Below are 23,796 nucleotides of genomic sequence, written 5' to 3'. Positions count from 1 at the left end.
AATGATTATTTTTTTTCTGTTGGATTTTCGATCATATCTAATATTTCGCGTAACTCTGCTGCAGATATCTTTTCTTCTTTAGCAAAAAACGAAACCATATTTTTATATGAACTGTTAAAATAATTGTCAATAGCAGTTTTCATATATTTTTTGCTGTACGCTTCAAGGGTTACAATAGGATAATATTGGTGCGTATTTCCAAAAGCATTATGCGCCACAAAACCTTTTTCCTCCAGATTTCGAACAATTGTCGAAAGCGTGTTATAATGCGGCTGATCTTCAGTAATTTCTGCCTGAATTTCTTTTACAAAAGCTTTTTTAAGCTTCCATAAAATCTGCATTATCTCTTCTTCTTTGTTGGTTAACTTTTGCATGTTTTCTAATTTTAATTCAAACCTACAACTATTTTTTTAGTTACGCAACTATAAAAATAGTTATTTAACTAAAAATTTCGTTTTAAGCTGAATTTAAAGCATAGAAAAGCAATTCAGAACCAAAGTTAATGATTTGAATAATAATGATTTATGTAAAAATTGGAAATTTATTATTTCTTTTCCTGAAGAAGCGCTTTTTTAATCCAGATGCAGCAAAGTGTTGCAAAGATTCCAATACTTGCCATAAAAAGCCAGTTGATCTGGTAACCAAAATTAGAGATGATTTCGAAACCCACCTTAGAACTAACAATGTGTGCAAGACTAAAACTCATCGTGTATAATGCCATATAACGACCTTCCTGACCACGCGGGGCACGGCTTAATGCAAAGGCATTAGAAAAAGGAAAAGTAAGGATTTCACCAACAGAAATACAAATCATGCTGATAACGAGAATTCCGGCCCAGATGTTAATCATTAATAAAATGAAACTAAAAGCCATTACAAACGATCCTATAATAATGATTCTGATTTTAGGAAAAGCTTTTCTTTCCATAAAACCAACAGTGGGCATTTCTAAAGCAAAAATCAAAAGTCCGTTTAAAGTCATTAACAGCCCCGTCTGCAGTTCGCTTAAACCGTATTTTTCATTATGATATAAAGGCAAAGTTGTAAAAAGCTGAAAGAAAATCATAGCTGTAACAAAACTTACAAATAAGAAAACCCAGAATATTTTATCATGAAAAACTGATTTAGTATTAGAAGCACTTTCGGTTTTATCACTATGATCAGTCTTTTTCTTTTCTTTAACCAGTAAGGCAAAAATGGAAATAGAAAGAATACACGAAGCTCCGTCAACCCAAAACAATCCGGAATATCCCATTCCCATGATAATTAAACCACCAAGAGCAGGACCAGCTGCAAAACCTAAATTAACTGCCAAACGTACTAATGTTAAGGCACGCGTTCTGTTTTCGGGTTTTGCATAAGCGCCCAAAGAAACGAACATTGCAGGACGAAACATATCTGCAATCGCCATTAAAACAAACATAGCGGCACATAAACCCAAAAAAGTAGTAATGTATTGTACAAGAAACATTGAAATTCCGGTTGTAAACAAACTAAAAATCATGATTTTGTAAAATCCAATTTTATCAGAGAGTTTTCCCCCAAGCCAGGAACCCAGCATAGAACCTAAACCAAAAGAAACCATAATCCATCCAACCTGATTATATGAAAAATGAAGATCTTCTTTTAAATATTTAGATAAAAAAGGCAGTACCATTGTACCGGCACGATTTATAAAAGTAATTAAAGTAAGTATCCAAATTTCTCTTGTAAATCCTTTAAAATTATTGATGTAGTGGTTAAAAGCGGTTTTGAGCATTATAATTTAGTGTATTGCTGCAAAGTTAGGAAACTTTGTCACGTAGAACGGTTGTTGCTTTGTTACTTTTAAACTATTTTTGCAGAAAATTTTCCAGATGAAAAAAAGTGTGATCCTAGTTTTGTTATTAGCATTTAATTTTGGTTTCAGCCAAGTGAAATTCAGTCAGAGTGAAGCAGAAAAGTTTCAAAAGCAGATTAACTCAGAATATGCTGATGCTAAGACAAGTCCATTAATGGAAGAAGATTTAAAGACTTTTCAAACTTTAGATTTTTATCCAATAAACGAGAATTTTTTTGTGAATGCAAAGTTTGAAAAAGCAAAAAATGAAAAAGTTTTCGAAATGAAAACTACCGGAACCAGAACGCCAAAATATATAAAATACGGCACCATATTTTTTACTTTAAATGGTACCGAAATGCAGTTGAATGTTTACAGAAACATTGAACTTTCTAAACAAAAAGAGTATAAAGATCATTTATTTCTTCCTTTTTCAGATTTAACCTGCGGGAAGGAAAGTTATATTGGCGGCAGATATATCGATTTGAAAATTCCAAAAGGAGATACAATCGCTGTCGATTTTAATCAGGCATACAATCCGTATTGCGCTTACAACCATAAATATTCTTGTCCGCTTGTTCCTCTTGAAAATGATTTGAAAGTAGAAATTAAAGCAGGAGTAAAGACTTTTCATTAATGGAATTCTTTAATTTTCATACTCATCAATTTACAAATCAATCTACTATACTAGAATTGGTAAATCAATATCCGCAGGAATTTGATGAATCGATTCCGTTTTATTCAATCGGAATTCATCCGTGGTATATTAATGAAGACCAAATTGATTTAGAACTGAAAATTATTGAAGATAAACTGCAAGCCGAAAATTGTCTGGCTGTTGGCGAATGCGGTTTAGATAAACGAATCGGAATTCCGTTAGAACAGCAGATTAAAGTTTTTGAAAAACAATTGGCTCTAGCCGAAAAATATAAGAAACCTGTAGTAATTCATTGTGTTGCTGCTTTTCAGGAAATTACGGCAATTAAAAAGAAATTAAAAATTTCTGTTCCTATGATTATTCACGGTTTTTCTAAAAACAAACAACTTGCAGAACAATTAATTAAAGATGGATTTTATCTTTCGTTTGGGAAATATCTGTTAAAGAACCCCGATTTAAAAACCGTTTTTGAGAGTATTCCAAACGATCGTTTCTTTTTAGAAACCGATACAATTGAAGAAGATATCCAGCAGGTTTATAATATAGCATCAGAATATAAAAAAATAACAATAAAAGAATTACAAGATATTATTTCAAGTAATTATAGAATTGTATTTGAAAGTAAAATATGAAAAGTTTTAACCCGAAACTTGAAACATCAAACCTGAAACAAATAAAAAAATAAAACAACAAAAAATATAATATGGCAGAGTGGACAGAAAGAGCCGAGCTTTTATTTACAAAAGAAGGATTAGAAAATTTGCGTAATGCAAATGTATTAGTAGTAGGTTTAGGCGGTGTTGGATCGTTTGCAGCTGAGTTTTTGGCAAGAGCCGGAGTAGGAAACATGACAATAGTAGATGGCGATGTTGTTGATATTACCAATATTAACAGACAATTGCCTGCTTTGCATTCTACAGTTGGCGAACCAAAAATTAAAATCGTAGGTGATCGTTTAATGGATATTAATCCGGAACTAAAACTAACCCGCGTTCAGGAATTTTTATCGCCCGAAAGAGCTTTTGAAATCGTTTCTCCAGAATTTGATTATGTATTAGATTGTATTGACAGTATTACACCAAAGCTGAATTTAATTATTGCCGCAAAACGTAAAAGAGTTAAAATTATCAGCAGCATGGGAGCAGGAGGAAAAATGCTGGCTTCTAAAGTAAAAGTGGCTGATATTTCGAAAACTATAAACTGTTATTTTTCTAAAACAATTCGTAAACGTTTAAAAGCAGTAAATATTAATAAATTAAAAGTTGTTTTTTCTTCAGAAATTCAAAACGAGAACAGTTTAAAATTAACTGACGGGAAAAACTTCAAAAAATCGTTCTACGGAACAAACAGCTATATGCCGGGATTATTTGGACTTCACGCAGCTGAAACGGTAATTCGTTATTTGATTAATAAATAAAGAGATTAAGATGCTAAGGTTTAAGTAGTAAGGGTTTTGAATTTTAGCATCTTAAAAATAAAAACTTTGCTAGAGTTTAATCTCAAGTAATAAACATTAGAATCTTAGTTTCTCAGAACCTTAGTACCTTTAAAAAATGATTAAAACAGTAATTTTTGATATGGACGGCGTAATTGTCGATACAGAACCCGTTCATCGTTATGCATACTACAAACAATTTTTAGAATTAAATATAGAGGTTCCTGAGGAAATGTACACTTCATTTACAGGATTCTCGACCCGAAATACTTTTCAAACCTTAAAAGGGCATTTCCCAACAATTGAGCATGAGGTTGAAGATTTGATCCAAAGAAAAAGAAACCTTTTTAACGATGCTTTTGACACAAAAAAAGATTTATATCTATTAGATGGTGTCGAAGATTTGATAAAAGATTTATATACAAACGGAATTCAATTGATTCTGGCTTCATCGGCTTCAAAAGTTACAATCGAACGTGTATTTGCAAGATTTAATCTGCATCAGTATTTTTCGCATATTGTAAGCGGAGAAGATTTTCCGCAGTCAAAACCAAATCCTGCTATTTTTATTCATGCTGCTTCATTATCAATTGCGCCAAAAGAGGAATGTATTATAATCGAAGACAGCACAAACGGGGTAAAAGCAGCAAAAGGCGCCGGAATTTATTGTGTGGGTTATAACAGTGATCATTCGTATATGCAGGATCTTTCTGATGCTGATAGGATTATCAATCATTTTAACGAATTAAATGCCGAAAAAATATCACAGCTTAAAGCTTGAATTATATAAAATTTAACATTTGTTAGGTAATTGAATTCGTAATTTTGAAAAAAAACAAATAAACTCTATAATGAAAAAAATACTTATTGCATTAGCTGTTATTTTGGCTCCCTTTGCTGCTGAAGCTCAGGTTAAAACACCGCAGGCGAGTCCAAAAGCATACATCAAACAAACAGTTGGTTTAACCGACGTTGAAGTTACCTATTCAAGACCAGGTGCCAGAGGAAGAGCCGTTTTTGGTAATTTAGTTCCGTTTGGTAAACTTTGGAGAACTGGAGCAAACGAAAATACGATCATTAACTTTAGTGATGATGTTGTAATTGATGGTAAGACTTTAAAGAAAGGAAAATATGCAATTTATACCATTCCTAAAATCGAAAGCTGGGAAGTTATCTTTTATCTTTCTACAGACAACTGGGGACTTCCTGAAAACTGGAACGATCAGTATGTTGTTTTAAGAACTACTGTAAAAGAAGATGCATTACCAACACCAGTTGAGACTTTTACAATTGGAATTAACGGTTTAGATCCAAACTATGCTTATTTAGAAATGGCTTGGGAAAACTCTCATGTAGCTTTAAAATTTGAAGTGCCGACAGCTAAAACTGCTGTAGCAAGTATCGAGAAAACATTAGCAGGACCAACTTGGAATGATTATTACGCATCTGCTCAGTATTTATTTTCTTCAAACGGAAATATCGAAACAGCAAGAACTTATGTTGATAAAGCTTTAGACATGAGTACTGAAAAGCCATATTATGTTACAAGATTAAAATCGTTAATCCAGGCAAAACAAGGCGATAAAAAAGGAGCAGTTGAAACTGCAAAAGCTTCTTTAGCCGCAGCAGAAGCCGCAAACAATCAGGATTACGTAAAAATGAATAAAGACAGTATCTCTGAGTGGAGCAGATAATGTTTAAATCTCAATATTAAAAAAATCCAAATTCCAAATACTTACGAGTTTTGGAATTTGGATTTTTTATTTAGAGTAATTTCTTCAGATTATTTCAAGATTAGCTGCATAAAAACAAGATCAAGCCAATGATCGAATTTATAACCAACTTCACGAATAGTTCCGGTTGCCACAAAACCAAACTTTTCATGAAAAGCGATGCTTCCTGCATTATCAGCGTCGATAGCACCTATCATAACGTGATAACCCTGCTCTTTTGCCAAGCGGATTAATTCGGTTAATAATTTTGATCCTACGCCTTTTCCAATCACATTATCGACAACATAAACAGAATGTTCTACAGTATATTGATAACCTATTTTTTCTCTAAATTGGCCGTAACTTCCAAAACCAACGACTTGGCCGTCTAAATCGGCTACTACAATAGGAAGGTTTTTGGCTTTTTTATCTTCAAACCATTTTGTTTGCACCTCAATAGTCTGAATATCATAACTGTAATTTGCTGTTGTATGCAGAATAGAATGATTTACAATTTCAAGGATTTTCTCTAAATCATTTACAGTCGCAGGTCTAAGTATAACGCTCATTGTTTTGGTTGTTTTGAAAATTCACGTAATTAAAAAACCGTGAAATTCGTGTGTGCTTTTTTAGTTTATTTTGAATTTAATTCGGCGAGTAAAGCATCGACATCTTTTGTATTCCAGCCCATTTCTTTACCAATTGCCTTAGCATCTTTGGCATATTTTAATGCCGATTTTTTATCTTTAATTTTATTATAAAGTTTAGAAACCAATAAAGTTCCATCATAAGAATCATTTAGCTCCAAAGAATGCTGCACCCATGAAATTGACTTTTTTAAACTTTCTTTATCATCAATATGCTTCAGGTAAGTCTGACCTATTTCTTTTAAAAAACTGGCATCGTTCCAAGCCAGTTTTTCAGTATCTTCAAGTGTAACTTTTTTATAGAAATTCCATTTTTCAGTTCGTTCAGCCAGCGTCAAATCATATTTAAAAACAATAGAATCTGTTTTTTGTAATTTGATAGATTTGGCAACTTCTCTCTGTTTGTAATAATTTATCGTGTCTAAATTATCAACCAACGGACGAAGCAATTCATTTACAATACTTTCTATTTTTCTGTCAACTCGATTTTGCGAAGCCACGGCAGCAAATTCTTTTTGATGTTTTAAAACATATTGAAATTCTCTCGAATTAATATCAGTAACACCATTAGCAATTACACGCCAGTTAGTTTCGCTTATTAATTGTTCATCAGATTTTGTCTGAAGATAAATATGTGTAGGAATTGATAATTCAGTTCTGTCTTTTCCTTTCTTTAAAGTATTCAAATAATTAAAAAACTTTGTGGCATTGCCAGTGTCAGCCAAAAATTCTTTTTCTAAATTAGGCAGTTGAAATTTTGGATTTAATGCATAACCTGCTTCGGCTAAAAATTCCGGGGTCTTCATTTCTCCTTTTAAAGCATACAAAAGCGTTTCATTTGAGTCTAAAAATAAAAACGATGGGAGAGAAGTCGTTTTGAACTTGTTTTTAAGAGCCATTCCTTCTTCTTTTTCGATATTCTTCCAGACACACACATAATTCTTATTCAAGAATTCCATCACTTTTGGATCGCTGAAAACTTCCTTTTTCATTTGATTGCAATGCGGACACCAATCAGCATACAACATAACAAAAACAGGTTTGCCTTCCGTTTTGGCATTTTCTAATGCTGTTTTGTATGATATTCCTTCAACTGAAAATTGATTTTGTGCTTGTACGGCTTGTAGTGAAACAAAAAGAAAAAGTAAATATAAAAAACGCATAAGGTGTTTATTTTAGTAGAGAAAATTCTGTTTTACAAATATATTCTCTTTTTCTAAAAACAGTCTTAATATCTTCCTAATATATAAGTTAAATGAGACATGAAGTTTGTAACTTTGTAATTGCAAAAGGAAATTTTTAAGTACTAAATTTTCTCAAAATATTATACACCATTTAGAATGATTTACCCCAAAATAGCGCTTGCACAAAGCATTATCGAAATTTGTTCAGCAAAAGGAATTTACAATATAATAATTTCTCCAGGTTCGCGAAACGCACCTTTGACTATTGGTTTCGCACAAAATCCAAATTTTAAATGTTACAGTATTGCCGATGAACGATGCGCTGCATTTTTTGCTTTAGGAATTGCACAGCAAACCCAAAAGCCAGCTGCTGTTGTTTGTACATCAGGATCTGCATTGTTAAACTATTATCCGGCTGTAGCCGAGGCTTTTTACAGTCAGATTCCTTTAATTGTAATTTCAGCAGACCGTCCGCAGAGTAAAATTGATATTGGAGACGGACAAACCATTCGTCAGGAAAATGTCTTTTTAAATCATTCTGTTTTTAATGCCAATTTAACCGAAGATGCTTCTGTAGAAAATGATTTAAAAATCAATAAAGCTATAGAAACCGCTATTCTTCAAAAAGGGCCGGTTCATATTAATGCACCTTTTGAAGAACCTTTATACGAAACAGTTTCAGAGCTTTCGGTTGAGCCTAAAATTACCAATCTGGAAGAATTCCTCGAAACAAAAATCATCGAAAACGAAGATGAAATTGTTTCAATCTGGAACTCATCCAAAAGAAAATTAATCCTCATTGGAGGAATAAACGAAGCCAATTCGATCGATGATGCCGTTTTAGAAAACTTTGCCAAAGATCCGTCTATTGTGGTGCTTACAGAAACAACATCAAATCTGCATCACCCAAGTTTTATTAGCAGCATCGACAGCTTAATTACACCTTTTGATGATTCTGATTTTAAAGAATTGGAGCCGGAAGTCTTAATTACTTTTGGAGGGATGATAGTATCGAAAAGAATTAAAGCTTTTCTGCGAAAATACAAACCTGTACATCACTGGCATATAGATACATTACGTGCTTATGATACATTCAATGCTTTAAGTAAACATTTTGTAATGGAACCCAATGATTTTTTCAAAAATCTGCTTCCAAAAACAGAATTTGTTACCAGTAAATATTTTTCAAAAATTGATAAAATTTACGATTTAAGAAAAATCAAAAAGCAGCAATATTTATCTAAAATTGGTTTCTCTGATTTTAAAGTATTTGAAAAAGTAATAGAATCACTTCCAAAAAACAGCCAGCTGCAAATCAGTAACAGTTCAGCCATTCGATATGCACAATTAATTGAAATAGATCCTTCAATAGAAGTTTTCTGCAACAGAGGAACAAGCGGTATAGACGGAAGTACTTCGACTGCTGTTGGCGCAGCCGTTGGAAGTGGTAAACCAAACGTATTTATTACCGGAGATATCAGCTTTTTGTACGACAGCAATGCTTTATGGAACTCTTATATACCAAAGAATTTCAAAATTATATTGATTAATAACGGAGGAGGAGGAATCTTTAGAATTTTGCCCGGGCATCAGGAAAAACCAGTTTTTAATATTTATTTTGAAACTTCGCATCATTTAACAGCAGAGCATTTAGCTAAAATGTACCAATGCAGTTATTTTAAAGCAGATGATTTATCTTCTTTAAATGAAAATTTGGAATTGCTATACAATTCTAATGAAGCACCCGGAATTTTAGAAGTCTTTACGCCAACTTTTGAAAATGATGTTATTCTAAAACAATACTTTAAAGAGCTTGTTTAATAATTTGTAAGTTAAATATTGTTAAAAATTTGTTTCTACTTCTAATATTATTTAGATTTGGTTTTATATAACCAATAATTAAATTTATTATGAGCAAAAGAGAAGAGTTAATTAAAAAGTATGCGGCAGATCTAAAAGATAAATGCGGAGTTACTCCTAATATGGATTTGCTGACAAAAGTAACAATTGGATGCGGGCCGTCAATTTATAATGCCGATGCATCAACAGTAGCAGGAACTCAAGATTCAGAGCTGCATACCGTTAAAAATAATTTTCTTATTAAGAAATTAGGCTTGGCAGACACTCCGGCTTTAGATGAAGCTATTCATTTGGCTTTACAAAAATACGGTACAGCAAATAAACATAAATACAGAGTAGTTATTTACTATTTATTGACCATACATTTTAAAAAAGAAAGTGTTTACAAATAAAAATTAAAGCGTCATTTTTGACGCTTTTTTCTTTTTATAAGATTTAATCTGGAACATTTTCTATTTGCCATTTTCAAACTTCGTACATTTGCACTTTAGAAATTCAGCTGTTAACAGCTTAGAACCTTATTATAATGCTTGAAATAGGAAAATACAACACACTTACTATATTACGTGATACCAAAGTTGGTTTGTTTTTAGGAAAACCTGAAATAGATCCAGAAGGAAATTACGATGTTTTACTTCCAAATAAATACGTTCCAAATGAATTTGAAATAGGCGAAGAACTTGTCGTTTTTGTTTATCTGGATCATGAGCAGCGTCCAGTTGCTACAACACTTGAACCATACATTTTTCTGAATGAATTTGCACTTTTGAGAGTAAATTACATCAATCAGGTTGGTGCTTTTATGGATTGGGGAATGGAGAAAGATATTCTGGTTCCGTTTAAAGAGCAGGCACGTCCTATGGAAAAAGGAAAGCGTTACCTGGTATATTTATATTTAGACGAAAAAACAAACCGTTTAGTTGCTTCAAGCAAAACCAATCAGTTTTTAAATAACGACCATTTAACAGTCGAAAAAGGTGAAGAAGTAGATTTAATTGTATCGCATATTACTGAGCTAGGGATAAATGTAATTATTAACGAAAAACACAAAGGACTTTTATACAAAGATGAAGTTTATGATGATTCGATAAGAACCGGTGACAGAATGCGCGGTTATATTAAAAACATTCGTCCTGATAATAAAATAGACGTTGCACTTCAAGTTCAGGGATATCAAAGTATTGAACCAAATGCAGAAAAAATATTAGATGAATTAAGAGCTAACAGAGGATTCTTGCGTTTAAATGACGATTCTCATCCAGAAGACATTAAAACAGTTTTAAAAATGAGTAAAAAGACTTTTAAAAAGGCTATAGGAGCTTTATATAAAGAAAAACTCATTGAAATTAAGGAAGATGGAATTTATCTTGTAAAAGAAAATTAAAAGTCTTTAATTTTAAATTAAATATATTGTATAACAGGAAAGGCCGCTCATTACAAGCAGCCTTTCCCTTTTTATTCTAGTTTTAAAAAAAATTGTAATTAAAAAAAAACAGAAATAAAATAAATTCGAATTCATCTCATAAGTAAAAGCTTTACGAATTTTAGAAATTACTCTGAAATGGTATGTCTTTAAACGATCAAAACGTTTATATCAAAAGCAAAAATTTAATTTCACGGCTAATCCATTTGGTTTAATAAAATAACTTTTAGAAAGTTTTAGTTAGCATTTTTTCCTCTTTTCGTAATCAATCTTATACTAATTACAAAACAATTCTAGCGTTTAACCTTAGGTGCTACTTTCTCCTTTTTGAAGTTTCAACAAACGAATAAATCATTTGCTCATTACTAACAGGTTTACTAATTAAAACCGTAAAAAAATGAGCGACAAATTTTTTAAATTTTCTCAAAAAAATCATTTTTTAGGTTAATAAATCAGTGAAAGAAAATCAATCTTATATCAACAAAACAACTCGTATCTCGTTGATTTCTAGGGTGTAAAATTACTCATTATTTTTCTAAACTAATGTTAAAAAGTGTTATTTTTTAAATGACTGCACCAATTCTTAACATTGAAACCGTTATTAATGCTGACTAAAACGAAAATCAATAGGTTAAAATGTAAAAAATGCTTTATTTTTACACTATAATTTTTTAAAATAAAAACAAATAGAAATGGATTGGATTACTGCCAGAGAATTTGAAGATATAACCTATAAAAAATGTAACGGAGTTGCCAGAATTGCTTTTAACAGACCAAATGTTAGAAATGCTTTTAGACCCAAAACAACTTCAGAATTATACCAGGCTTTTTACGATGCACAAGAAGATACTTCAATTGGAGTAGTTTTATTGTCTGCAGAAGGTCCATCGACAAAAGACGGTGTTTACTCATTTTGCAGCGGAGGCGACCAAAACGCACGCGGTCATCAGGGATATGTAGGTGATGACGGACAGCATCGTTTAAATATTTTAGAAGTACAGCGATTAATACGCTTTATGCCAAAAGTAGTTATTGCTGTTGTTCCGGGCTGGGCAGTTGGCGGCGGACATAGTTTGCATGTAGTTTGCGACATGACTTTGGCAAGTAAAGAACACGCTATTTTTAAGCAGACAGATGCTGATGTTACAAGTTTTGACGGCGGTTACGGATCGGCTTATCTTGCTAAAATGGTAGGACAGAAAAAAGCACGTGAAATCTTCTTTTTAGGACGTAATTATTCTGCTCAGGAAGCTTTTGAAATGGGAATGGTTAATGCTGTAATTCCGCATGATGAATTAGAAGCAACTGCTTATGAATGGGCACAGGAAATTCTTCAAAAATCACCGACTTCTATAAAAATGCTGAAATTCGCCATGAATTTAACCGACGACGGAATGGTAGGACAGCAGGTTTTTGCCGGCGAAGCGACTCGTTTGGCTTATATGACCGAAGAAGCAAAAGAAGGAAGAAATGCTTTTTTGGAAAAAAGAAAACCAAACTTTGGAGAAAATAAATGGTTACCATAAATAGTTTAAATTTTAGATTGCAGCTTTTAGATTTTTGAATTTAAAACTGACATCTAGACTTTAGATTAAAAAACAATATTATTATTTAGATTACAGATTTTAGATTTTTAAACTTAAAAGAATCCTACAATCTAAAATCTAAATTCAAAAATCTAAAATTAAAACATGAAACACTGGATTGAAGCCGCAAGACTGCGCACATTGCCATTATCAGTTTCCGGAATTATAGTTGGAAGTATTTATGCACTTTCAAATCCAACAGAAACAATCAATACACCAACTGAAGTTTTCAGCTGGAAAATTTTTGGTTTCGCACTTTTAACAACACTTGGTTTACAGGTTTTATCCAATTTTGCCAATGACTACGGCGATGGTGTAAAAGGCACAGATAATGCTGACCGAGTAGGGCCGCAGCGCGCTATTCAAAGTGGTATTATTACACCGCAGGCTATGAAAAAAGCCATAATACTAACTTCTGTATTGACTTTATTATCAGCAGTTATCCTAATTTATTTTGCCTTTGGAAAAGACAATTTCGGGTATTCGATATTTTTCCTTTTGCTGGGAATTGCTGCTATTGTCTCAGCTATTCGTTACACTGTTGGAAACTCAGCTTACGGATATAAAGGATTTGGAGACTTATTTGTTTTTATTTTCTTTGGCCTTGTTAGTACTTTAGGTGTTAATTTTTTATACGCCAAAGAAGTTGATCCTTTGTTAATTCTTCCGGCAGTTTCAATAGGTTTATTAAGCGTAGGTGTTTTAAACCTAAACAATATGCGCGACGAAGAGTCTGACAGAAAATCAGGTAAAAACACAATTGTAGTGCAAATGGGCGGTGCAAAAGCAAAAAAATACCATTATTTTTTAATTGTTACAGCAATGCTTTTGGTGGTAATTTTTGCCATTTTGAGCGATTACCGTTTCGATCAGTATTTGTTTTTAGTTGCTTATATTCCTTTAACTAAACATTTAATTACAGTTTATAAAAACCAAAATCCTAAGCTTTTAGATCCAGAATTAAAAAAACTGGCGCTAAGTACATTTTTGCTTTCTATACTATTAACTGTCTGCATGATTTCATTAATAGCAGATATTTTTGTTAATCTTTTCTTAGGCGGAAGATAAAAATCAAGTTCAATTTAAAATTAAATAAAATGAAAATAACATTCTACGGACACGCCTCTTTAGCGATTGAAGTTGGAGGGAAACACATTATTGTCGATCCTTTTATTACAGGAAATCCACAGGCGGCAGCCATCGATATAAATACATTAAAAGCTGATTATATTTTATTGACTCATGCACATGGTGATCATGTTTTAGATGTTGAAACAATTGCAAAAAATACAAATGCAGTTATTGTTTCAAATGCTGAAATTGCAAGCTATTATGCTAAAAAAGGCTTTAATTCACATCCAATGAATCATGGCGGAAGCTGGAAATTCGATTTTGGAAAAGTAAAATACGTTAATGCAATTCACTCAAGTTCTTTTCCTGACGGAACATACGGAGGAAATCCTGGAGGTTTTGTTATAGAAGGCGAACACAAAAACATTTATATCGCAGGCGATACAGCGCTTACGTATGACATGAAATTGATTCCGCTTAGAACAAAATTAGATTTAGCTATTCTTCCAATTGGAAATAATTTTACAATGGATGTAGAAGATGCTATCATCGCATCAGACTTTGTTGAATGCGATAAAATCTTAGGATATCACTTTGATACTTTTGGCTATATCGAAATCAATCACGAAGAATCAATTAAAAAATTCTTTGATAAAGGAAAAGATTTGATGCTTTTGGCAATTGGTGAATCTATAGAATTATAATAGTATACATATCGCTTTATAAGAAAGATATTCTCATTTTGTCATTGCTTATGAATGGCAGAATGAGAATAAAAATAAATAGCTATCATTCAGGTTATGAATTTCAAAAGAATATTTTTAATCCTATTAATCGCTTCGGCGTACAATTCTTTTGCTCAAAAAGATGGTTATTGGGATAAAGAGCGTGCCACAACAAAAGAAATTTTAGTTTCTGCCGGAGATCGTATTGTTGTAAAAACAGAAGATCTGCCAGTAGGAACAACTGAAATTGTTTACAGAATTACACTTCTGGATAAAAATCAGCAAATGGCTAATAGTCTGGTTTCCCTTCTAAAATCAATTCCCGATCCTTATGGAATTGGACAAGGCTCTGCAGGAGCTGTTTTCTTAATGTCTAATATTTCCGGAGACGATCAATGCACTTATTCGCTTTTTACTTCCAGCGAAAGCACTAAAAAATATATAACCGACGGAAAAGTTGACAATGCCTGTTTTTCACAAAAAGAACCAGTAAGCAAAGACGCAAAACGTATTTCATTAGATAAAAATTCTTGTTTAAAAGAAAATACAAAAACAATTTGGTTTGGTTTTGAAAGCAAAAACTGGTTTTTAAGCCAAAAAGTCGTTTTAGAAGTTGTGCCATGGGTTGATGTAAAATTGAATCGAGGCTGGAATCAGGATAACAAAAATGAAATTATCAGTCTTTGCAAAACCTCTACAATGGCGCAGAAAATGGCCAATTCTGATGATTTTTGTGTTTGTATTTTAGAGAAAATCATGAAACAATATCGTTATTCTGAATTTCAAAAACTACTTGCCGTTGAAAAAACAAAAGTCTATAAGGACTTTGGAAATGCGTGTTATAAAGATGCCGACATTTCTAAAAACGTGTATAATGATTTAAGGAATCAGGTTTCAGGTTTAATAAAACAGCAAAAATACAATGAAGCAATTCCAAAATTGAGTACTATTATCAACGACGGAAAAGCAACAGCATTAGATTACAATTCAATTGGTTACTGCTATATTCTAACCAAACAATATGCAAAAGCATTAAAATTTCTGCAAGAAGGTGAAAAGTTAGACGAAACAGAATTACTTATAAAATTGAATTTGGCGCACGTTTATTTGGTGAGTGATAATTACAGCGATGCCAAAGCAATCTATAAAAAATATCAAAATCAAAACGTTACTGACAGCATGAGCTGGAAAGACAAAACAAAATCTGATTTTACTATTTTTGAAAAAGCGGGTTTACCTTCAAAAGACTTCGAAAAAGTTTTAAAACTATACAACTAAGCAGCTAAGAAACTTAGAATCTCAGCATCTAAAAAAAAAATGAAAGCGACTTACCACAAATATATGCTGGAGTTTAAACGTCCGTCTGGCACGTCTCGAGGCATTATGACCGAAAAAGAAACCTGGTTTATTATTCTCGAAGAAAATGGTAAAAAAGGAATAGGCGAGTGTGGTATTCTCCGAAGTTTAAGTGCTGATGACCGTGACGATTATGAAGAAAAACTAAAGTGGACCTGCGAAAATATTCATTTAGGAGAAAAAGCACTTTGGGAATCTTTAATGGAATTTCCATCGATTCAATTTGGAGTCGAAATGGCTTTTTTATCTCTTAAAAGTGAAAATCCATTTTTACTTTTTCCTTCTGATTTCACAAACAATTCAAAATCAATTGTAATAAATGGCTTGGTCTGGATGGGTGAGCCGGCTTTTATGAAAGAACAAATTGAAGAAAAATTAGCCGCAGGTTTTAACTGTATTAAACTTAAAATTGGTGCGATTGATTTTCAAAAAGAATTAGAATTATTAGCTTTCATCCGCAGTCATTTTTCTCCCGAAGAAATCGAAATTCGTGTAGATGCAAATGGAGCTTTTGCTTTTAATGAAGCTTTAGATAAATTAAACCAATTATATAAATTTCAGCTGCATAGTATAGAACAGCCAATTAAAAAAGGAAACATCCAGGCAATGGCTGATTTATGTAAAATTACTCCGTTTCCAATAGCTTTGGATGAAGAATTAATCGGTATATTTTCATTTGAAGACAAAGAAAAATTATTGCAGGAAATCATGCCTCAGTATATTATTTTAAAACCAAGTTTTATTGGTGGTTTTAGAGGAACGCTGGAATGGATTACATTGGCAGAAAAATACAATATTGGCTGGTGGATTACTTCTGCATTAGAGAGCAATATAGGTTTAAATGCCATTGCACAATGGACTTATACTCTAAATTCTAAAATGCCTCAAGGACTGGGAACCGGAGCACTTTATACCAATAATTTTGATTGTCCGCTCGAAGTTTCAAAAGGACAGTTATGGTACAGCGAATCTCAAAAATGGGATTCGGAAATTTTCAAAAAGGTACAGAGTAACAAAGGTACAGAGTAACAAAGGTGCAACCTTTGCCACTCTGCACCTCTGAACCTTTTTTTTACTCTTTCCCTCCAAGAAGACTTTCCTGCCAATCTTTTAATTCCTGCCATTTTCCTTCAAAAGCTAACAAAGCTTGTTTTGCCCATGTGCTGGGATTATGAATAGCATAATTTTCACCTCCGGCATTTAAAATTGACTGCAGTTTTTCTGTTGAAGACTGTGAAAGATCATACCAGGTTTTAATTCCTGATTCATTCAATAAAGCTTCTATTTTTGGCCCAATTCCTTCCACAATTTTCAAATCATCTTGTTTAATTTTTTTACCTAAAATGCCGGCAGCTAAAGAACTATCAAAAACAGCTGTTGGAAGATCAGCCACAAATGATTTAGGTATTGAAGCAGAAGCCTTAGCGTGTGCCGCAGCTAAATCTGCTTCTAAAGAAGAAATTTTTGCATTCAAATTCTTTGTATTTGCTTTACAGGCATCTAAATCTGCTTGTAAAGATGCAGTAAGTGAGTCATCTCCTTTTGAATTCAATTTTCCAAGCAGGTAACCTAAAATCCCACAGATTAAACCCACTATAATTGGTATTAAGATACATGGTAAATTCATAATAGTATATTTTTAATTATTTGATTGTAATTACAGTTCTTCGATTACTTGCTTTTCCTTCAGCAGTTGTATTATCACCCGCTGGTTCATCAGGGCCTTTTGATTCAGTTTCGATTCTCGAAGCTTCAATACCATTTTTAATTAAATAGTTTTTAGTAAAATCAGCTCGTTTTTGTGCCAGAACAATATTTGATTCTCTATTTCCCACATTATCACTGTGTCCGATAATTAAAACAGAAGCATTTTTTACATTTTCTAAATATTTAGAAATATCAGATACTTTCTGTTTTTCATCATTAGTTAAATTAAAACTGGATTTATTAGTATTGAAATGAAGCGTCAGCGGATCAGCGTTGATTTTATCTTTTAAGGCAGACCATTCATCAGTAACCGACGAAGTCGTATCGGCAGTTTCAAATTTGTATTCAACAGGTCCAATTAAGGTATCGGCATTTGTTTCCCAGCTGTTTATGATTTTTCCTTCAGTATCTAATTGAGAAGATGCTAACCCTTTGGAAACAAAGTAATTCTTAACATCATTTGCCCTTGCGAGACCAAGATTTTCAAATTTGGTAGTATTCGTTTCATCAGATGTTGCGTAACCTGTAATTGTTACTTTTTGTTTAGGATTTGAAACTAAAAAAGTTTTAAGATTTTCGATTCCAATTGAAATTGAGTCACTTATTGGCTGAATCAAGGCAGAATTATTTTTTAAGAATTTAAAATTATCATTTGTTTGATATTCAAATCCGGAGCCATTAAGTACAAAAGGGACAAAATTTTCGTTCTTAATTACCGTTGGAGGTGCTTTTTCGGGACCAGCCTTCGGTTCGGTCACAGCGCAATTGCAGCAAAACTTTATGTACAAAAAAGTACCTAAAATTATGGTGAGAGCAATGCCTAATAGGTAAAGTGCTTTTTTAGACATAAGTAAATAAATTAAGATTCAACCAAATTTAGCGAAAATAAAAACACGCAACATATTAATAATCAGATTAATTGGTTGCATTTTATACTTGTAAAAGTTTAAATTGAAACCAATTAAAAAATTTAGATTTTATTAAACCCAATATTCTGACTGAATTAAATTGAGTAACTTGCAGTAAAATAAATTTAGAATAAAAATGCTCGAAATAGAAAGAAAGTTTCTTGTAAAATCTGATGATTTTAAAGAACAGGCATTTGCAAAAAATAATATTGCACAAGGTTACTTGAGTTCAGTTCCGGAAAGAACCGTTCGTGTTAGAATTAAAGGCGAAAAAGCTTATTTGACGATAAAAGGAATTGGACATCAAGGCGGTATGTCGCGTTTTGAATGGGAAAATCAAATTCCGCTGGATGAAGCTGCCGAGTTATTAAAATTATGCGAAAAAGGCAAAATTGAAAAAACGCGTTATGAAATTAAATCGGGAAATCATATTTACGAAGTAGATGAATTTTATGGAGAAAATGAAGGTTTAATTATGGCAGAAATTGAACTGCAGTCTGAAACAGAAAATTTCGAAAAACCTGACTGGCTGGGCGAAGAAGTTACAAATGATGAAAGATATTACAATGCTTATTTGAGCAAAAATCCATTTAAAAACTGGAGAAAAGAATAATTTATGACAGATCAATATGATTTAATTATTGTGGGAGGCGGACCAATTGGGCTGGCCTGCGCAATTGAAGCTCAAAAGAAAAACTTACGTTATTTAATTATAGAAAAAGGAGCTATTGTAAATAGTATTTTCAACTATCCGTTATACATGACTTTTTTTTCAACTGCCGAAAGACTTGAAATTGGGGACATTCCATTTAATTGCTTAGCGCCAAAACCTGGACGTCAGGAAGCTTTGGAATATTACCGAAATATTCATCGTTATTTTAATTTCAATATTAATTTATTTGAAAAAGTAACCGAGATAAAAAAAGTCGAAAATTCTCTTTTTGTGGTTTCGACAGATAAAAGTTTGTATCAGTCTAAAAATGTAATCATTGCTACAGGATTTTATGATATTCCAATTTTAATGAATGTAAAAGGGGAGGAATTACCTAAAGTCCGCCATTATTATAAAGAAGCGCATGAATATGCTTTTAGGAATGTTTTGGTTGTTGGCGCCAATAATTCGTCTGTAGATGCGGCTTTGGAATGCTGGAGAAAAGGTGCAAATGTAACGATGGTAATTCGTAAAAACGAAATCAACAGCAGAGTAAAATATTGGGTTAAACCCGATGTTGAAAACCGAATTGCTGAAGGAAGCATTAAAGCGTATTTTGAATCAAATATTACTGAAATTCGCGAAAATGAAGTTGAAATTGAAACTCCAAACGGAAAAGTTACTATTGAAAATGATTTTGTTTTAGCTTTAACAGGATACAAACCAGATTTGAATTTTCTTGAAAATATTGGAATTCAGCTTTCTAATGATGAATTGAAAATACCAGTATATAATCCGGAAACAATGGAAACAAATGTAGAAGGATTATTTCTTGCAGGTGTTGTGTGTGGCGGCATGCAGACGCATAAATGGTTTATAGAAAACTCAAGAATCCATGCAAATATGATTATGGATTACATAACTTCAAAATAATAACCGCGAATTTATTGTATGTATTTTATACATTGTCAGTTCGAGCGAAGACGAGAACAAACGAGCATCTCGGCTTCGCTCGATGTGACAAAATTTAATAATTAGTGAAAATTAGTGAATTTGCGACTAAAACTTAAGAACTGCAAGAAAGCATTGAACAGCCAACTTTAGATCTTGCCCAATCTGGTCGTTTGGCAAACCATTTTTGGTATTCCGGCTGTTCGTCATAAGGTTTTTGCAGTAAACTATAAAGCTCGTTTACCAACGAATAATCTTCTTTATCAGCGGCATCAATCGCTAATTGCGCCATATAATTTCGAAGTACATATTTCGGATTAATTAAGTTCATTTTTTGTAAACGTTCTTCATCTGATAATACTTCTGCATTTAATCTTTCAAGATATACAGAGAACCATTTCTTCCAGGCATCTAAAATTTCTCCTGAAACTTCTTCAATTTTATAAAACGAAAATTGAACTTTTTCAATAGCTTTTTCAACAGAATCTGCTTTTTTGACAGAACTTAAATTTCTAAAAAAGATAGTCATATCAGTTTCTGTTAATTGCAAAACAGCTTCCAGATTATCAATTAAATCATTGTCAGTTTCTGTTGAAGTAAACAGCCCTAATTTATTTAGAAACATTACTTTATAATCTAAAACGAAATCATCCATAAATGATTCTAAGATTTTTTCTAATCCTTCAGTTTCATTAATTAAAGGATAAATAGCATTTGCCAATTGGTATAAATTCCAATGTGCAACTTGCGGCTGATTTCCAAAACGATATCGCTTGTTCTGGCTGTCTGTCGTATTTGGAGTCCAGTTTGGATCGTAATTTTCAAGCCAGCCATAAGGTCCGTAATCAATTGTAATTCCGTGAACCGACATATTATCAGTATTCATAACACCATGAACGAAACCAACTCGCTGCCAATGCAAAATCATTTCACGTGTTGTATCAGCCACTTTTTTAAAGAACTGTAAATACTGCTCTTTGGGTTCGCCTGTAATTTCAGGGAAATAATGTTTGATCGTATATTCTACAAATTGTTTTAAGTTTTTAAGCTCATTTCGGGCAGCCAGCATTTCAAAACTTCCAAAGCGAATAAACGAAGGAGCAACGCGGCAAACAACAGCACCTTTTTCATAGGCAGGATTGCCATTATATAAAATATCACGCAAAACCTGATCTCCGGAAAGTATTAATGAAAGTGATCGGGTAGTGGGAACACCTAGATGATGCATGGCTTCGGCACATAAATATTCTCGTATTGAAGAACGCAAAACAGCTAAACCGTCAGCAGTTCTGGAATAGGGAGTCTTTCCTGCACCTTTTAATTGAAGCGTATAAAACGTATTGTTATTTTCAACCTCAGTTAAATTGATTGCGCGGCCGTCTCCTAACTGTCCGGCCCAATTACCAAACTGATGTCCGGCATAACACATCGCATACGGCTGCGTTTCAGGAAGAATTTCTTTTCCTGAAAAAACATTCAAAAATTCTTCAGATTGGATTTCTTCTTTTGAAATACCAACTAATGCTGCTGTTTCTTCAGAAGCGTGAATTAGTTTTGGATTTGAAGGTTTTGTTGGATTTACATACGAAAACGCCGTATTCTTAACCTGACGAGTTTCATTTGTTAAGTCAGGATCTGCAGGTAATTCGGCAGTAAATCGATTATTTATTTTTAAATTTTTCATTTGAGTTTCTGTTCAGCCCACAGATCAGACAGGTTAAAAACTGATCAAACAGATCTATTTAAATCTATAATCTGTCTTCTATTTGCATAAAAAAAAAGAAATCCGTTTAATCTGTGTAATCTGTGGTCTATTCTTTTTAGCTGATCAATTTATCAGCGTACATTTTTTTTAGTTTTTGAACCTTTGGATCGATTACAAACTGGCAGTAACCAGCTTCCTGATTGTTATTGTAATAGTTTTGATGATAATCTTCGGCTTCATAAAACACTTCAAACGGTTTTAACTGCGTTACAATTTGATCATCATAAACTGGCTGTACTTCTTCAAATACTTTTTCAGCAATTTCTTTTTGTGCTTCATCATGATATAAAATGATAGAGCGGTATTGCGTTCCGCTGTCGCCTCCCTGACGATTTAAAGTTGTAGGGTCGTGGCTTGTCATAAAAACAGTAAGCAAATCATGATATGAAATTATGTCAGAGTCAAACGTAACCTGAATAACTTCTGCATGTCCCGTTCTTCCTGTGCATACCTCACGATAAGCCGGATTTTTTATAAAACCGTCTGAATAACCAGACTTTATTGTTTCAACTCCTTTTAAACGCTGAATTACAGCTTCTACACACCAAAAACATCCACCACCAAAAGTGGCTGTTGATAAATTTCCCATAAATGTAATGTTTAAGTTTACATGCCCTATTAATCCGATAGAATATTGTGATAATTTATCTAAAAAACATCCTTTTAACTAAAGATACCAAAAGTTTATTCAATATTTAAAGTTTATAATTGATAAATTCTCAATATTGTAAAAAAGCAATATATTTGCAGTCAAACACAGGCACAACAAATGAATACCAAAAATAGTACCATCAGTCTAGAAACTTATTTTCAGGAATTTAGACATCATATCGTTGGCATAGATCAGGAATTTATGTCACCTTTTGGCAAAAAAAACATTATTTATACTGATTGGACTGCCAGCGGAAGGCTTTACAGACCAATTGAGGAGAAACTTTTGAACCAATTTGGACCGTTTGTTGCCAATACGCATACTGAAACTACCGTGTCAGGTACTGCCATGACAAAGGCGTACCATCATGCCAGACATATTATAAAACGTCATACAAACGCAAACGAAGATGATGTTTTGATTACAGATGGAACCGGAATGACGGGAGTTATCAATAAATTTCAGCGTATTCTGGGTTTGAAAATTCCTGAAAACCTTAAAAGTTTTACGACTGTTCCGGCAGATAAAAAACCTATTGTTTTTATTTCCCACATGGAGCATCATTCTAATCAAACGTCTTGGTTAGAGACTATTGCAGATGTTGAAATTATTCCATCTTGCGAAAAAGGTTTGTTTTGTTTAGATAATTTAGAGTTACTGCTGCAAAAGTACAGCGACAGAACTATAAAAATTGCTTCTATAACTTCCTGTTCGAATGTTACGGGAATAAAAACTCCTTTTCATGATGCTGCAAAATTAATGCATCAATATAATGGAGTTTGCTTTGTAGATTTTGCCTGCTCTGGTCCTTATGTTGAAATCGATATGCATCCAAAAGATCCAGAATCTTATTTGGACGCGATTTTCTTTTCACCTCATAAATTTCTAGGTGGGCCTGGAACTTCGGGAGTTTTGATTTTCAACAAAAAATTATACAACAATATGATTCCCGATTGTCCTGGAGGAGGAACGGTAAGCTGGACTAATCCTTGGGGCGAACATAAATATATTGACAATATCGAGGATCGCGAAGATGGCGGAACTCCGGGATTTCTTCAGGTTATTAAAACTGCTTTGGCAATTGAGCTGAAAGAAGAAATGGGAATCGAAAACATCCTGGAGCGTGAGCATGAAATTGTAGATTTTGTTTTCAATGAATTGGAACCTGTTGAGAATATTAAAATTTTGGCAGGACAGCATAAAAATCGTTTAGGCGTAATTTCATTTTTTATTGAAGATCTGCATTTTAACTTAGGCGTGAAATTATTAAATGACCGATTTGGAATCCAGACTCGCGGCGGATGCAGCTGTGCAGGAACTTATGGTCATTATTTATTGCACGTAGATCAGGAGACCTCTAATAAACTGGTTAACGAAATTACGATTGGTGATTTAATCAAAAAACCGGGATGGATTAGAATGTCGATTCATCCAACTACAACCAATGAAGAAATTGCTTTTGTATGCGAGAGCATCAAAGATTTAGCTAAAAATCATAAAACCTGGGCTTTAGACTATTCTTACAATAAAAATACAAATGAGTTTGTTCATAAAAATGCAGTTTCGTTTGAAGATGAATTGGTAGAAAGCTGGTTTAAATCTTAACTTTTCAATTTAACTTTAAAGTCCACGAAGTTTAATATAGAAAACCCGACAGGTTTTTAAAACCTGTCGGGTTTGTTGTT

24 protein-coding genes are annotated in these 23,796 nt (G+C 32.9%); 16 read left to right on the top strand and 8 right to left on the bottom strand.

Annotation, left to right across the window (positions count from 1 at the left end):
- Window positions 1–5 precede the first annotated feature (5 nt).
- Both PQ462_RS12230 and PQ462_RS12225 read right to left on the bottom strand, forming a co-directional pair.
- Window positions 6–374, bottom strand: a complete 369-nt coding sequence (locus PQ462_RS12230) for a BlaI/MecI/CopY family transcriptional regulator (RefSeq protein ID WP_012024833.1) — start codon at window positions 372–374, stop codon at window positions 6–8.
- A 170-nt stretch (window positions 375–544) separates the two neighbouring features.
- Window positions 545–1,759, bottom strand: coding sequence for an MDR family MFS transporter (locus PQ462_RS12225; RefSeq protein WP_274250083.1), 1,215 nt, complete (start codon window positions 1,757–1,759; stop codon window positions 545–547).
- A gap of 97 nt (window positions 1,760–1,856) precedes the next feature.
- On the opposite strand from PQ462_RS12225, the gene PQ462_RS12220 reads away from it, so the two are divergent.
- The 5 genes from PQ462_RS12220 to PQ462_RS12200 all read left to right on the top strand — a co-directional run bounded on the left by PQ462_RS12220 (window position 1,857) and on the right by PQ462_RS12200 (window position 5,606).
- The gene (locus PQ462_RS12220) at window positions 1,857–2,456 is read left to right on the top strand and encodes a DUF1684 domain-containing protein (protein WP_274250081.1); all 600 of its coding nucleotides are present in this window, start codon (window positions 1,857–1,859) and stop codon (window positions 2,454–2,456) included.
- Entirely contained in the window at window positions 2,456–3,109 is a 654-nt protein-coding gene (locus PQ462_RS12215; protein WP_274250079.1) for a TatD family hydrolase, read from the top strand. The genes PQ462_RS12220 and PQ462_RS12215 overlap by 1 nt, the downstream gene beginning before the upstream one ends.
- Window positions 3,110–3,180: 71 nt before the next feature.
- The gene (locus PQ462_RS12210; RefSeq protein WP_274250077.1) at window positions 3,181–3,894 is read left to right on the top strand and encodes a tRNA threonylcarbamoyladenosine dehydratase; all 714 of its coding nucleotides are present in this window, start codon (window positions 3,181–3,183) and stop codon (window positions 3,892–3,894) included.
- A gap of 136 nt (window positions 3,895–4,030) precedes the next feature.
- On the top strand, window positions 4,031–4,693 hold the full coding sequence (locus PQ462_RS12205) for an HAD family hydrolase (protein WP_274250075.1): 663 nt from the start codon (window positions 4,031–4,033) through the stop codon (window positions 4,691–4,693).
- Window positions 4,694–4,763: 70 nt separating this feature from the next.
- Window positions 4,764–5,606, top strand: a complete 843-nt coding sequence (locus PQ462_RS12200; protein ID WP_012024839.1) for a DUF2911 domain-containing protein — start codon at window positions 4,764–4,766, stop codon at window positions 5,604–5,606.
- Window positions 5,607–5,695: 89 nt separating this feature from the next.
- Here the strand turns inward: PQ462_RS12200 and PQ462_RS12195 are convergent, their stop codons facing one another.
- Both PQ462_RS12195 and PQ462_RS12190 read right to left on the bottom strand, forming a co-directional pair.
- Entirely contained in the window at window positions 5,696–6,193 is a 498-nt protein-coding gene (locus tag PQ462_RS12195; protein ID WP_274250070.1) for a GNAT family N-acetyltransferase, read from the bottom strand.
- 65 nt (window positions 6,194–6,258) lie between these two features.
- Entirely contained in the window at window positions 6,259–7,434 is a 1,176-nt protein-coding gene (locus PQ462_RS12190; RefSeq protein WP_121361183.1) for a thioredoxin family protein, read from the bottom strand.
- Between the two features lie 177 nt (window positions 7,435–7,611).
- Between PQ462_RS12190 and menD the strand changes: the two genes are divergently transcribed.
- The 8 genes from menD to PQ462_RS12150 all read left to right on the top strand — a co-directional run bounded on the left by menD (window position 7,612) and on the right by PQ462_RS12150 (window position 16,505).
- Complete coding sequence (gene menD, locus PQ462_RS12185; protein WP_274250066.1) at window positions 7,612–9,276, top strand: 2-succinyl-5-enolpyruvyl-6-hydroxy-3-cyclohexene-1-carboxylic-acid synthase; 1,665 nt, start codon at window positions 7,612–7,614, stop codon at window positions 9,274–9,276.
- An 89-nt stretch (window positions 9,277–9,365) separates the two neighbouring features.
- Complete coding sequence (locus tag PQ462_RS12180; protein WP_012024843.1) at window positions 9,366–9,707, top strand: DUF2853 family protein; 342 nt, start codon at window positions 9,366–9,368, stop codon at window positions 9,705–9,707.
- 134 nt (window positions 9,708–9,841) lie between these two features.
- Window positions 9,842–10,699 carry a CvfB family protein gene (locus PQ462_RS12175; protein ID WP_274253704.1) on the top strand — a complete coding sequence of 286 codons (858 nt, stop codon included), beginning with the start codon at window positions 9,842–9,844 and terminating at the stop codon, window positions 10,697–10,699.
- A gap of 731 nt (window positions 10,700–11,430) precedes the next feature.
- On the top strand, window positions 11,431–12,264 hold the full coding sequence (locus PQ462_RS12170) for a 1,4-dihydroxy-2-naphthoyl-CoA synthase (RefSeq protein ID WP_012024845.1): 834 nt from the start codon (window positions 11,431–11,433) through the stop codon (window positions 12,262–12,264).
- 165 nt (window positions 12,265–12,429) lie between these two features.
- Entirely contained in the window at window positions 12,430–13,392 is a 963-nt protein-coding gene (gene menA, locus PQ462_RS12165; RefSeq protein WP_274253703.1) for a 1,4-dihydroxy-2-naphthoate octaprenyltransferase, read from the top strand.
- A 29-nt stretch (window positions 13,393–13,421) separates the two neighbouring features.
- A complete protein-coding gene (locus PQ462_RS12160) occupies window positions 13,422–14,099 on the top strand; it encodes a metal-dependent hydrolase (RefSeq protein WP_274253702.1) in 678 nt (225 codons plus the stop codon).
- A gap of 96 nt (window positions 14,100–14,195) precedes the next feature.
- Complete coding sequence (locus PQ462_RS12155) at window positions 14,196–15,398, top strand: tetratricopeptide repeat protein (protein ID WP_274253701.1); 1,203 nt, start codon at window positions 14,196–14,198, stop codon at window positions 15,396–15,398.
- Window positions 15,399–15,437: 39 nt separating this feature from the next.
- Complete coding sequence (locus PQ462_RS12150) at window positions 15,438–16,505, top strand: o-succinylbenzoate synthase (protein ID WP_274253700.1); 1,068 nt, start codon at window positions 15,438–15,440, stop codon at window positions 16,503–16,505.
- Between the two features lie 43 nt (window positions 16,506–16,548).
- Here the strand turns inward: PQ462_RS12150 and PQ462_RS12145 are convergent, their stop codons facing one another.
- Entirely contained in the window at window positions 16,549–17,103 is a 555-nt protein-coding gene (locus tag PQ462_RS12145) for a hypothetical protein (RefSeq protein WP_274253699.1), read from the bottom strand.
- A 16-nt stretch (window positions 17,104–17,119) separates the two neighbouring features.
- Window positions 17,120–18,031 carry an OmpA family protein gene (locus PQ462_RS12140; protein WP_274253698.1) on the bottom strand — a complete coding sequence of 304 codons (912 nt, stop codon included), beginning with the start codon at window positions 18,029–18,031 and terminating at the stop codon, window positions 17,120–17,122.
- Window positions 18,032–18,227: 196 nt separating this feature from the next.
- Between PQ462_RS12140 and PQ462_RS12135 the strand changes: the two genes are divergently transcribed.
- Complete coding sequence (locus tag PQ462_RS12135; protein ID WP_012024852.1) at window positions 18,228–18,704, top strand: CYTH domain-containing protein; 477 nt, start codon at window positions 18,228–18,230, stop codon at window positions 18,702–18,704.
- A 3-nt stretch (window positions 18,705–18,707) separates the two neighbouring features.
- Window positions 18,708–19,676 carry a YpdA family putative bacillithiol disulfide reductase gene (locus PQ462_RS12130; RefSeq protein ID WP_274253697.1) on the top strand — a complete coding sequence of 323 codons (969 nt, stop codon included), beginning with the start codon at window positions 18,708–18,710 and terminating at the stop codon, window positions 19,674–19,676.
- Between the two features lie 133 nt (window positions 19,677–19,809).
- Here PQ462_RS12130 and PQ462_RS12125 read toward each other — a convergent pair whose 3' ends face one another.
- Window positions 19,810–21,378 carry a protein adenylyltransferase SelO gene (locus PQ462_RS12125; RefSeq protein ID WP_274253696.1) on the bottom strand — a complete coding sequence of 523 codons (1,569 nt, stop codon included), beginning with the start codon at window positions 21,376–21,378 and terminating at the stop codon, window positions 19,810–19,812.
- Window positions 21,379–21,514: 136 nt separating this feature from the next.
- Complete coding sequence (gene msrA, locus PQ462_RS12120; protein ID WP_274253695.1) at window positions 21,515–22,048, bottom strand: peptide-methionine (S)-S-oxide reductase MsrA; 534 nt, start codon at window positions 22,046–22,048, stop codon at window positions 21,515–21,517.
- A 180-nt stretch (window positions 22,049–22,228) separates the two neighbouring features.
- Between msrA and PQ462_RS12115 the strand changes: the two genes are divergently transcribed.
- Window positions 22,229–23,716 carry an aminotransferase class V-fold PLP-dependent enzyme gene (locus PQ462_RS12115; protein WP_274253694.1) on the top strand — a complete coding sequence of 496 codons (1,488 nt, stop codon included), beginning with the start codon at window positions 22,229–22,231 and terminating at the stop codon, window positions 23,714–23,716.
- Window positions 23,717–23,796 lie beyond the last annotated feature (80 nt).

Origin of the sequence: Flavobacterium sp. KACC 22758, assembly GCF_028736135.1 — a bacterium.
GTDB lineage: Bacteria > Bacteroidota > Bacteroidia > Flavobacteriales > Flavobacteriaceae > Flavobacterium > Flavobacterium johnsoniae.
Note: the sequence above shows the minus strand (reverse complement) of the source record. Positions and strands in the feature narration are given on the sequence as shown.